General features: G+C 47.1%; 9 protein-coding genes, 1 pseudogene and 1 other annotated feature. Of the genes and pseudogenes, 1 reads left to right on the forward strand and 9 read right to left on the reverse strand.

Annotated elements, in window-relative coordinates; genetic code table 11:
- Window positions 1-93 precede the first annotated feature (93 nt).
- From EPH95_RS10975 to guaB, 8 genes and pseudogenes are all read right to left on the reverse strand, one after another.
- A pseudogene (locus EPH95_RS10975) lies at window positions 94-1,118 on the reverse strand (ABC transporter ATP-binding protein).
- Window positions 1,093-2,103 (reverse strand): ABC transporter ATP-binding protein, encoded by a 1,011-nt coding sequence (locus tag EPH95_RS10980; protein WP_142089928.1) that lies wholly within the window; start codon window positions 2,101-2,103, stop codon window positions 1,093-1,095. The pseudogene EPH95_RS10975 and the gene EPH95_RS10980 overlap by 26 nt, the downstream one beginning before the upstream one ends.
- A gap of 157 nt (window positions 2,104-2,260) precedes the next feature.
- Window positions 2,261-2,707: an Lrp/AsnC family transcriptional regulator gene (locus EPH95_RS10985; RefSeq protein ID WP_142089930.1), complete on the reverse strand. Its 447-nt coding sequence runs from the start codon at window positions 2,705-2,707 to the stop codon at window positions 2,261-2,263.
- 231 nt (window positions 2,708-2,938) lie between these two features.
- A complete protein-coding gene (serS, locus tag EPH95_RS10990) occupies window positions 2,939-4,210 on the reverse strand; it encodes a serine--tRNA ligase (protein ID WP_142089932.1) in 1,272 nt (423 codons plus the stop codon).
- A gap of 55 nt (window positions 4,211-4,265) precedes the next feature.
- Window positions 4,266-4,482, reverse strand: a binding site (T-box leader).
- A gap of 14 nt (window positions 4,483-4,496) precedes the next feature.
- Window positions 4,497-5,087, reverse strand: coding sequence for a pyridoxal 5'-phosphate synthase glutaminase subunit PdxT (pdxT, locus tag EPH95_RS10995; RefSeq protein ID WP_142089934.1), 591 nt, complete (start codon window positions 5,085-5,087; stop codon window positions 4,497-4,499).
- A gap of 54 nt (window positions 5,088-5,141) precedes the next feature.
- Window positions 5,142-6,026, reverse strand: a complete 885-nt coding sequence (gene pdxS, locus EPH95_RS11000) for a pyridoxal 5'-phosphate synthase lyase subunit PdxS (RefSeq protein ID WP_142089936.1) — start codon at window positions 6,024-6,026, stop codon at window positions 5,142-5,144.
- Between the two features lie 92 nt (window positions 6,027-6,118).
- Window positions 6,119-7,411 carry a D-alanyl-D-alanine carboxypeptidase family protein gene (locus EPH95_RS11005; protein WP_142089938.1) on the reverse strand — a complete coding sequence of 431 codons (1,293 nt, stop codon included), beginning with the start codon at window positions 7,409-7,411 and terminating at the stop codon, window positions 6,119-6,121.
- Window positions 7,412-7,568: 157 nt separating this feature from the next.
- On the reverse strand, window positions 7,569-9,026 hold the full coding sequence (gene guaB / locus EPH95_RS11010; RefSeq protein ID WP_142089940.1) for an IMP dehydrogenase: 1,458 nt from the start codon (window positions 9,024-9,026) through the stop codon (window positions 7,569-7,571).
- Between the two features lie 176 nt (window positions 9,027-9,202).
- On the opposite strand from guaB, the gene EPH95_RS11015 reads away from it, so the two are divergent.
- Window positions 9,203-9,841, forward strand: a complete 639-nt coding sequence (locus tag EPH95_RS11015) for a YaaC family protein (protein ID WP_142089942.1) — start codon at window positions 9,203-9,205, stop codon at window positions 9,839-9,841.
- Between the two features lie 176 nt (window positions 9,842-10,017).
- On the opposite strand, the gene gyrA is transcribed toward EPH95_RS11015, so the two are convergent.
- The gene (gene gyrA, locus EPH95_RS11020; RefSeq protein ID WP_142089944.1) at window positions 10,018-12,489 is read right to left on the reverse strand and encodes a DNA gyrase subunit A; all 2,472 of its coding nucleotides are present in this window, start codon (window positions 12,487-12,489) and stop codon (window positions 10,018-10,020) included.
- Between the last annotated feature and the right edge of the window lie 15 nt (window positions 12,490-12,504).

Below are 12,504 nucleotides of genomic sequence, written 5' to 3' on the forward strand. Positions count from 1 at the left end.
AAAAGATCCCCCTTTAATAAAATTTTTAACATTAGATCATTAACCCTTCTTTATGTAAAACACAGCATCCCTCCCCCTTTAAAATGAAGCGCATTATTCATACAGGTGACAAGCGACATAATGATTCGGTCGAACCTCTCTCATTTCCGGCACCACCTCTTTGCAATGCTCCATCACATGAGGACAGCGGGTATGAAACACACATCCGCTCGGTGGATTCGCCGGGCTCGGCAATTCTCCGGTTAACGTGATCCGATCCCGTTTCCGCTCCCTGGGATGCGAACGCGGAACCGCGGATAACAATGCTTGGGTGTAAGGATGGAGCGGTTCGCCATACAGGTCATCTTTTTCCGCCACTTCCGCCATATTACCCAGGTACATGACGCCGATGCGATCGGAAAAATGCTTCACAACGCTTAAGTCATGGGCAATGAATAGATAGTTTAAATCAAATTCCTCCTGCAAATCATCCAGCAAGTTCAATACTTGTGACTGGATGGATACATCCAAAGCGGACACCGGTTCATCAGCCACAATCATTTTCGGCTCCAAAACGAGCGCTCTGGCAATGCCAATTCTTTGCCTTTGTCCCCCGGAAAATTCATGGGGATAGCGATTGATAAACGAAGGGTTCAGGCCGACACGGTCCATAATTTCCTGGCACTTTTCTTTTCGTTCTCGTTGTGTCTTGTACAAACCATGTACCTTCAGCGGTTCTTGCAGCATGGCTCCGACTGTTTTCCTTGGATTCAGGGAAGAAAATGGATCCTGGAAAATCATTTGCATCTCCCGCCGTAATTTAAACAGCTCCTTTTCTTTTTTCCGGGAGATATCTTCGCCGTCAAAAGTAATATTTCCTTCCGTTGGTTCATACAGACGGATAATCGTACGTCCCGCCGTTGATTTTCCACACCCCGATTCTCCGACAAGGCCGAAGGTTTCCCCTTTTTTATCGTGAAATGAATGCCATCTACGGCATTCACGGAGCCAGTCGTTCGTTGCAGGATTCCTGCTTTGATCGGAAAATGTTTTTTCAAATCCTGAATTTCAAGCATATTTTCCTGCTCCGGTGCCATTTGTGCTTGTCCATTATTAAGAGGTTCTAGGTTGCTGACCATCGCTTATGACTCCCTCCTCATGCAAAAAACAACGAACGTTTCGACTGGAATCTTTAGAAAGTAACCGCGGTTCCTCTTGGCTGCAAATCTCCATCGCGTACGGACAGCGCGTAACGAAATTACAACCAACCGGTAAATTATCGGGCGTGGGAACGGCACCCGGGATCGAATTCAACCGCTCCTGTACACTGTCCATTTTCGGAATCGAGTCAAGCAGGCCTTCGGTATACGGATGCAAAGGATCGTCGAAAAGATCCTCAATCGGCGCTTCTTCCACGACTTGTCCGCCATACATAACAACGACCCGTTCCGCCAGTTCCGCTACCACTCCAAGGTCGTGGGTGATTAAAATGATCGATGAGTCATATTCTTTTGAAAGTTTTCGCATTAAATCAAGGATTTGGGCTTGCACGGTCACATCCAAAGCCGTTGTCGGTTCATCGGCAATCAACAATTTCGGATTGTTGCTGAGCGCCATCGCGATCATGACCCTTTGACGCATACCACCGGAAAGGCGGTGCGGGTAATCGCCCATAATTTCTTGTGCCCGCGAGAAGCCAACCGTTTGCAACATTTCAATCCCGACTTGGTGCGCTTCCCGTTTGGAAATGTTTTGATGATATGTAAGTTGCTCTCTAATTTGTTCCCCTATGGTATAGACCGGATTCAATGACGTCATCGGTTCCTGAAAAATCATGGAAATGTCATTGCCCCGCACTTTATACATCGCTTTCTCTTTTTCTTTTAATAAATCTTTTCCATCAAAAAAAACTTCGCCGTCAACGATTTTCCCATTCGGGGACGGCACGAGGCGCATAATCGAGAGGGAGGTCATACTTTTTCCGGAACCGGACTCTCCGACAATCGCCAGCGTTTCTCCTTTTTTAACCGAAAAGCTAACGTCATCGACGACGGGCAATTCTGTTTTTTTGTTAAAAAAAGAAGTTTTTAAATTCCTCACATCGATGACTGTCTCACCATTCATGGACGCCTCACCCTATTCCCTGTGTATTACACCGTGTTTGTGTTCGCAATATTATTAATTAATAGTTATTATTGACTATTATAGGGATTGTTCGCGCGATTTGCAATGATTTTTTTAATGTTTTTTAACATAACTGTCATATTCTTGAACAATGAGATTAATCAACATAGGAAAACGTATCTTTATATTGCTTGAGCTCAACGTTGACATCGACGCTTATAATGCCTTCAATCCCCGATAACGTTTGATCGACAAAAGATACTAATTCCTCGTTATCCCGAAAAAAAGCTTGAATGATGAGGTCATGCTTTCCGGAAAAAGCCCCGATAAATCGAACAGATCGGTGAGGCTGTAATTGACAGGCAATGGCATCATGATAGCCGACTCTGGTTTCCAAACCGATAATGGCTTGGACATGCAAACCGATCTTATATGGATTCGTATGGATAATAAATTCAAACACTTCGTTTTTTAACATTTTGTTAATTCTGCCACGAACCGTACCTTCACTGACACCGATGTTTCTCGCGATTTTGCTGTACGAACATTTGCCGTCATCTTGCAGCATCGATAATATTTGGAAGTCTGTTTGATCCAATTCCATTTCGCATCACATCATTTTCTGTAAAGTTGGGTGTACAATATCGACAAAATATCTTAATATTTTTGTCAATTTCGTAATGAGTTAAGTTGAATTAATTATACTGTCTCATTTTCATAAGATCAATGATTTTTTTAAAATCTGCGAAAGTTTCTTCTTTGGCCGACCAACATCGATCCCCGGAGGCCAGACATCAGAGGGAGGAATCCTGCTCCCTCTGATGGATGTTTCACTTTATATCCGTTGTTTCCCGCCCATATACGGTTGCAGCACAGCGGGGATGCGAATGCTGCCGTCTTCGTCCTGGTAATTTTCCATGATGGCGGCCACCGTCCGGCCTACGGCAAGCCCTGATCCGTTTAACGTATGGACATGCTCCGCCGGTCCTTGCTGTTCGCGCTTGAACTTAATATTGGCTCGCCTTGCCTGAAAATCTTCACAATTGCTGCATGAAGAGATCTCTTTGTAGGATTCATAACTCGGCAGCCAAACTTCAAGGTCATACGTTTTTGCCGCAGCAAAACCAATATCGCCGCTACAGAGATCGAGGACGCGGTAAGGGAGTTGCAGTTCTTGTAACACTTTTTCAGCATGGCCGGTAAGCGCGGCAAGGGCTTCGTAAGAATCTTCCGGTTTCGTAAACCAAATCAATTCCACTTTGCTAAATTGATGTTGGCGGATCAACCCTCTCGTATCACGGCCGGCCGATCCCGCTTCCGCACGAAAACATGAGCTGTATGCCACATACTTAATATTCAATTCATCCCCATCGAGAATCTCATTTCGATGCATATTCACGATCGGCACTTCAGACGTCGGGATCATGTAGTAAGGGGTGCCGTCAAGCGCGAACATGTCCTCCTCGAACTTCGGCAACTGCCCGGTCCCAACCATACTGTCATGATTAACGATGTAAGGAGGCAGCGTCTCCGTATAGCCATGTTCATCGGCGTGCACATCCATCATGTATTGAATCAATGCCCGTTCCAGACGTGCACCTGCCCCTTTATAAAATACAAAACGGCTGCCTGTTACTTTTGCGGAGCGTTCGAAATCAAGCATGTCATGCTCAGCACCTAAATCCCAATGTGCTTGCGGCGTGTGAGAAAATGCCGGCGGTGTTCCCCATTGGCGCACTTCAACGTTATCCTCCTCAGTCTCGCCTTCAGGAACAGAATCCGCGAGCAAATTAGGGAACGTGAGCATAAATTGCTGAAGGTTCTCTTCGATGGTACGTAATTCTTCATCGTACTGTTTAATCGCCCGCGACACTTCTTTCGTTTGCGTGATCAATTCGCCGGCATCTTCTTTCGCCCGTTTCCTTTCTGCCACTTGGTTTGATATTTCATTTCTTTGCTTCTTCTTATCTTCCGTCTGGACAATCAAATCCCTGCGCTTCTCGTCCAATGCTATTGCCTGTTCAACCTCTTCCGCCTTTATTCCCCGTGCTGCCAATGCTTTTTTTACCTTCTCTTCATTTTGACGCATGTATTTGATATCCAACATCTGCATCAACCTCCATTCATTTGGAATTAGAAAGCCTAAAAAAACCGCCCCTATGTATAGGGACGGATGTTTCCGCGATACCACCCTCGTTGTTTGTTTCACGTGAAACAAACCGGCTCTAATGCCTTAACGCCGGCAGGCGGGATCCCTTACTGCCAAAGGTTTCGGGCATCCACTCCGGACGGGATTCTTCTTCTTGCTTCACCGGTTTTCAGCGGCCACCGGCTCTCTGTATCTGCGCCAAGAATACTCGTGTCCTTCTTCGCATTCAAGATATTGCCGCACATTATACAACGGCTTTTGTATTGTTTTTTACCATATTGACAAAATAATGATGGAAACGGGGATCATCGGTAAGTTCCGGATGAAAGGAGCACGCGAGAAATTGCCCGTGTTTTGCGGCTACAACTTCTTCTTGGTGATAAGCGATGACCTCAACATCCTGTCCAACGTCCTTGATTAAAGGAGCGCGTATAAATACAGCTACAAGATCATCCGCGATTCCCTTTGCATGCAATGTTGTTTCAAAGCTTTCTTTTTGGCGGCCAAAGGCATTTCGCTCGACCGTGACATCCATGATTGCCAAGTTCTCCTTTTCTTCCCCTTCAATCGCATTTGCCATTAGGATAAGGCCGGCACATGTGCCAAAGATTGGTTTCCCGGAAGCTGCAAAGTGACGAAGGGCATCCATAAAACGATAACGATCAATCAACCGCCGCATCGTTGTACTTTCGCCTCCCGGCAAAATCAGCCCGTCAAGCTCTTCGAGCTGCTCAGGCCATTTGACAAGAACCGCTTCACTCGTTCCTTCGCTTTCAACCATTTTCGCATGTTCATGAACAGCGCCTTGGAGTGCAAGCACACCGATCTTAACCACCTGCGCTCACCTCCATCTCTGAATTAGGATTGCCAAACTTATTACTCGTTACTCTTACCAACCGCGATCTTGCATACGTTCCGGCTCGGGAATATTGGAAATCTCGATGCCTTTCATGGCCGTTCCGAGCCCTTTTGAAAGACGGCCGATCAACTCGTAATCTTCATAATGCGTCGTCGCTTCAACGATGGCACGTGCAAATTGTTGCGGCTCATCCGATTTGAACACCCCGGATCCTACGAATACACCATCGGAACCGAGCGACATCATTAACGCCGCATCTGCAGGAGTAGCAATTCCTCCGGCAGCAAAATTGACCACCGGCAACTTGCCGGATTCCTGAATGGAAACGAGGAGTTCGTAAGGAGCTCCCAAATTCTTCGCTTCAGTCATTAATTCATCACGGGACATTCCGGCCACTTTTTTAATTTGAGCCTGCACCATCCGCATATGGCGAACGGCTTCCACAATATTTCCCGTTCCCGGTTCCCCTTTTGTACGCAGCATCGAGGCACCTTCGCCAATGCGCCGCAACGCCTCGCCCAAATCACGGGAACCGCAGACGAACGGCACCGTATAGTCATTCTTATCAATATGGAAGACCTCGTCCGCAGGGGTAAGCACTTCGCTTTCATCTATATAATCAGCGCCTAGAGCTTCCAGTACACGAGCTTCGACAATATGGCCGATCCGCGCTTTCGCCATGACCGGGATGCTGACCGCCTCGATCACTTCTTCCAATATATCCGGATCTGCCATTCGAGCGACCCCGCCCGCTGCACGTATATCCGACGGCACACGCTCGAGTGCCATAACGGCAACGGCGCCTGCTTCCTCGGCAATTTTTGCTTGCTCTGCATTGACAACGTCCATAATGACGCCGCCTTTTTGCATCTCAGCCATTCCTCTTTTGACGCGATTTGTACCAGTATCTGCCAATGTCCTTCCCTCCGGTAAACTTTTCGTCTATTATAACACGCTTAAAGCGATAGGGAAACTACGACAACCAGCCTCCCGCCGTTTACTGGCGTTTAATTCCAAAGCCCGGAGAAGAAATCACCGATCCCGCGCATCGAGCGAACAAACCAATTCGCTTCTTCCACGTCTTCTGCGGCTACGAGTGGAACAACAGCGTTATTTTCCAGTTCATCATCGAGGTACATTTCTTCTTCGTCTTCATGAGAGACGGTAACATAGCCTACTTCCTCCCCAGCTTCCACCGGTGCACTCAATGCCCCGTCTTCATCGAGCTGATCTTCTGCAATTGTTACGGACGTTGCATACATGTCTTCCTCGCCTTCAAGGATAGGGAAGGATAGAGCGGATTCCGTCACAATGGGCACTTCTTGCTCCTGTCCATCCGGAATAGGCAAGGTGGACACTTCATCAAACTGTTCTCCTTCCGAAACTACTTCTTCGGTCGTAAAGGCGTCAAATCCGTAATCATACAATTTTGCCGTTTCTTCAAAACGGGCATCTATGCTGTCTGTTTGCATAACAACAGACAGTAAACGGGTATCATCTTGTTCAACGGTGCCTGTGAATGCAAATCCTGCGGCTTCCGTATTGCCGGTTTTAATGCCATCCACTCCCTCGTAGGCATGAGTGAAATCAGAACCCCCCAACATATGATTCCAATTTGTCATCGGTTGTTCGTCCATCTCACTTCCTTCTTTAAACACCGTTTCTTCCGTGCTCGCGACCTCCAAGATTTCAGGGTAATCCTGGATGAGGTGATAAGCAAGCTGAGCCGTTCCCCGCGCCGACATCATATTCTCAGCATCTGCGTCGGTTCCTTCCGGATGATTGCCATCCATGGACGCGTTGTTTAAACCGCTGGAATTAACGAATTCATATTCTTCGATTCCCATTTCCTCAGCTTTTTCATTCATCATGTCCACAAAAGCTGCTTCCGATCCGGCGACTGCTTCTGCAAGCGCAATTGTGGCACCATTCGCGGATTCTATTGCCATGGCTTCATATAACTCTTCAATGGTATACGTTTCATCGATTCGCAAATACACATTCGATAAATTTTCATCATGGGATAACTCCGCCGCTTCTTCACTAATGGAAACTTCCTCATCCCAACTAAGCTCACCTTCTTCAATTGCCTCATTGACGAGATATTCCGTCATCATTTTTGCCATACTCGCCATCGGCAACATTGTATCTATGTCATCGGCATATAAAACCTTACCACTTTCCACATCCACCAAAAGTGATGCTTCCGCTTCCATATCAGGGGTTTGGGCATTGGCTGTTGTCGTTGTTAATGCCAGAAACAAAGCCGCTCCGCTAAGTAAACTCGTCCATTTTTTCATTACTCGGCACCTCCAAGGTGTACATTCCAAACGTTATTTTATCATAATGCCCTGAAAAAGGCAGTAAACTTTTCAACTAAAATTTTTTATAACAAAAAAAGAGCATTTCCGCAGATTATTTCCTGGGAAATACTCGTTTGATTGCCCTTGATAATCTTTAGATACTGTAGTTCGGTGCTTCCTTCGTGATTTGCACATCATGCGGATGATTTTCTTTCAATGATGCGCTGGTAATTTGGACAAATTGACCGTCGTTACGCAACATTTCCAAATCGGCAGCACCACAATACCCCATGCCAGAGCGGATGCCACCCGTCATTTGGTAAAGCGTGTCCGCTAGTGGACCTTTGTAAGGCGTTCGCCCTTCGATGCCTTCCGGCACAAATTTCTGATTGTCTTCTTGAAAATATCGGTCCTTGCTCCCTTTTTCCATCGCACTCATGGAGCCCATGCCGCGATAAACTTTAAACTGGCGCCCTTGATAAATTTCCGTTTCGCCGGGGCTTTCGGAAACCCCTGCCAACATGCTTCCGAGCATCACGGCATGCGCACCTGCCGCCAATGCTTTTACAATATCTCCGGAGTATTTGATCCCGCCGTCGGCAATAATCGGCACCCCGTGCTTTTCGGCTTCCGTGGCGCATTCATGGACAGCTGTGATCTGTGGGACACCAACACCTGTGACAACCCGGGTTGTACAAATGGAGCCTGGTCCAATCCCTACTTTTACAACATCAGCGCCCGCTTGGATTAAATCTCTTGTTCCGGCGCCTGTGGCCACGTTTCCGACAATTAATACCACGTCCGGATAATCCTCGCGAATCTGTGCCACTTGATCGAGCACCCCGCGGGAATGGCCGTGTGCCGTATCAATAACAATGGCATCCACGCCTGCCTCGACGAGTGCTTTCATTCTGATTTGTGTGTCATGGGCGACACCGACGGCAGCCGCAACAAGCAATCGCCCTTGTTCATCTTTGGCAGATTTCGGATATTCAATGGCCTTTTCAATATCTTTGATCGTAATGAGTCCCATTAGTTCCATGTTGTCATCAACGAGCGGCAGTTTCTCGATTTTATACTGTTGCAAGATCTTTTCCGCTTCCGCCAACGTTGTGCCGACAGGAGCGGTTACGAGATTTTTTTTAGTCATGACATCGTCGATTTGGATCGCGTAATCGTCAATAAAACGCAGATCGCGATTCGTGAGAATCCCTACAAGCTTTTGTTCCTCGTCCACGATTGGGACGCCGGAAATCCGGAACTTTCCCATCAAGTGTTCAGCATCATACACTTGCCGATCCGGTGTTAAGAAAAAAGGATTGGTAATAACGCCGCTCTCGGAACGTTTCACCCGGTCAACCATTTCTGCCTGTTCTTCCACCGACACATTTTTGTGAATGACACCGATACCGCCTTCACGCGCCATTGCAATCGCCATTTCCGCTTCCGTTACCGTATCCATGCTGGCACTTAATATTGGCATATTAAGCGGAAGCTTCGATGTTAATTTGGAGTGAATGTTTACATCCCTTGGATGTATTTCCGACCGATCCGGAAGTAACAGAACGTCATCAAAGGTTAACCCTTGTTTTCCAAACTTATCCTCTCTCACTTTTTTCATCCTTTCTGTTTATCTTATGCGTAAAAAGACGTACGCTCGGAAAGATTATCTGTAAGTCCTCTGTCATGTTATTCCTTCTATTTTATCACGAGTCTCTTTTTTTATCGTCCCTCTTTAAGAAGTTCTAACTTTCTAATAAATGCACCATTCGTTTGGAGGAATGCCTGTTGCATACATTTACTGACTTTCAGCGATATACGGTGACTGAAACCTTGACAAAAAGGCTCTATGACCGTTATCAAAGCATCCTGGACGAGGATAGCTACGCGAAAAAATATACGTATGAAAACACATTGCCGTTTATCCACCGCTGGCAACAAGGCCGTTCATTGTTGGAAGAAGGAAAGCGTATGCCTTTCCATGCCAAGCCGCTGCTTTTATTTTATGGATTTGGCCATCTGCTGAAAGCGCTGATTCTGCTCTATGACCCGAGCTATCCTGCTACAACTAATGTACTAGCCCACGGCGCGTCGACGCGAAAAAGAAAGCGAAAAGAGTACCGTTTTATCGACGATGAGGTCAAAATCCAGAAGCATGGACTCTTCCCTCATTTGCTTCAACATATGTTTCAGATGGATCCTGCCGGTTATGACCGTTTTCAAATGGCGACCCTTTTTTTACAAGTTCCTTTGCTGCAAGATTCGGTCCGTGCTGATCCCCGCTTCAAAGCAAAAAGAAAAACAGCGACGTTGCCGGCTTTATTGGTCCATTATTTACTGTTGTATAATCTCAGTATGATTACCCGTTATGAAACGGAATGGTGGGGGAGCTCATCTCCCAGCGTTCTTCGGCTGATCTTCCGTTGATCGAAGCATACATCGACCATTGTCCCGCGATTTGCGAGGCATTGACCGTAGAAAAAGCACTTGCTGTTTTTGATCAAGGGTAAACGCATCGTTTTGGCTGATATCTCTCTCGTTTCCGCTGATATCCGGCTAAGAAAAAACGGTCCGCATCGCATCTGGATAGCGGACCGTTTTCTTTATTCTTCGTCTTGTTCTTCTTCTACTTCTTCAGTTTCCTCTTCCATTTCCTCCGCTTCAATGGGGGCTACGGTAGAAACTTCTTCATTATCATCTACCCTAATAAGCATGACCCCTTGGGCATATCTCCCAAGCTCAGAGATTTCGCTAACATGCATGCGGATAACGATGCCTTTTTCCGTGATCACCATTAAATCATGTTCATCGGCCACAACCCTGAGAGCGATTAGATGCCCGGTTCGCTCGGTGAGCGTGCATGCTTTTATCCCTTTGCCGCCGCGATTCTGCACTTTGAATTCATCTTCTTTGGTCCTTTTTCCAAAGCCTTTATTGGTCACGAGCAGAACATCCTGCCCTTTTTCGATCATATCCATGCCAATGACTTCATCATTCGGATCAAGAGAAATGCCTTTCACACCGGTAGCCGTCCGGCCCATGAGCCTCACATCTGCTTCATTAAACCGGATAGAAATGCCGTTTTTGGTGCCGAGGATGACATCACTTTCGCCGTCCGTAAGGCGTACGCCGTGAAGTTCATCATCTTCCCGGATATTAATGGCAAAGAGGCCGCCCTTTCGAATGTTTGCATACGCGGATAATGGGGTTCGTTTGGCAATGCCTTTTTTCGTGATAAACAGCAGATAGGCATCGTCCCGGTATTTTTCAATCGGGATCACGGTGCTGATTTCCTCCCCCTTTTCGATTTGCAGGAGGTTGATCACCGGTATCCCTTTAGCCGTACGTTTTAACTCGGGCACTTCGTACGCTTTCAGGCGATACACCTTTCCTTTGTTTGAAAAGAAAAGGATCGTGTGATGGGAGTTAGTCGTAAACAGATGTTCGACGAAATCTCCATCATTCGTGCCCATTCCTTGAATTCCGCGTCCTCCGCGGCGCTGACTGCGATATGTCGTAAGCGGCAAGCGTTTAATGTACCCTTCATGGGTAATGCTGATGACGACATTTTCCTGAGGAATTAAATCTTCGTCTTCCAGGACATTTTCGCTTGCATGAATGGCTGTACGGCGCTCATCATTGAAACGTTTTTTGACGTCGCTCAGTTCATCGCGAATAATATTGAGGACTTTCTCATTATCGGCCAAAATCGCTTTTAGTTCCGCGATTCGTTCAATCAACTCGTTATATTCATTTTCGATCTTATCCCGTTCAAGACCGGTGAGACGTTGCAAACGCATATCAAGGATCGCTTGCGCTTGTTCATGGCTTAGGTCATAGTTTTCGATCAAGCCTTGGCGGGCAATATCGGTCGTTTCAGACGAGCGAATTAATTCGATGATCGCATCAATGTGATCAAGGGCAACCCTTAATCCTTCTAAAATGTGCGCGCGCGCTTCTGCCTTGTTCAAATCGAACTGGGTGCGCCGGCGAATCACTTCGACCTGGTGGTCAAGATAAAGGCTTAGCGATTGTTTGAGATTGAGCACCTGCGGCTGTCCGTTCACAAGTGCCAACAGGTTAACGCCAAACGTCGTTTGCATAGCCGTCCATTTATACAAGTTGTTTAAAAGCACATTGGCATTTGCATCCTTGCGAAGTTCCATTACAATGCGCATGCCTTTTCGAGACGTTTCATCCCGCAAGTCCGTGATCCCATCAAGCTTTTTCTCCCGCACAAGCTCGGCAATTTTTTCAACGAGCCGTGCTTTATTTACCTGGTACGGCAACTCCGTAACGATAATTTCTTCTTTGCCGCTTCGTTGCTGGTTTATGTGCGCGTTAGCCCGTATGGTGATGGACCCCCGGCCTGTGTGATAGGCTTTTCGGATTCCGCTTCGCCCCATGATCAATCCTGCCGTTGGAAAATCGGGCCCGGGAATATACTCCATCAATTCGTCAACATTCATCTCGGGATTTCGGCTCAAGGCCAATACACCATCGATGACTTCTCCCAATTGGTGCGGGGGGATATTTGTCGCCATGCCAACCGCGATCCCGGCTGCTCCGTTTACAAGCAAGTTTGGAAAGCGCGCCGGTAACACGACAGGTTCTCTCTCGGCGCCATCGTAATTGTCTTGGTAATCCACCGTGTCTTTGCGAATATCCCGCACGAGCTCGTTAGAGATTTTTGACATACGCGCTTCCGTATACCGCATGGCTGCTGCAGAATCCCCGTCGACCGATCCGAAGTTTCCATGTCCGTCCACGAGCATGTACCGGTAACTGAAATCCTGTGCCATGCGCACCATCGTTTCATAGACAGCGCTGTCGCCATGGGGATGGTATTTACCGATGACATCCCCGACGATTCGCGCTGATTTTTTATGAGCTTTGTCCGGGGTCATCCCCAGTTCGTTCATCGCATAAAGGATGCGCCGATGCACAGGTTTCATGCCGTCGCGCACATCGGGGAGGGCACGACTGACAATTACGCTCATGGCATAATCCAGGAACGACGTCTGCATTTCTTGACTTATATTAATTTCGTGGACATTAGATTCATGGTCTGCCATTCCTCATCCTCCAAT

The sequence above is a fragment of the Salicibibacter halophilus genome (assembly GCF_006740705.1).
In the GTDB taxonomy this organism is placed as follows: Bacteria; Bacillota; Bacilli; order Bacillales; family Marinococcaceae; genus Salicibibacter; species Salicibibacter halophilus.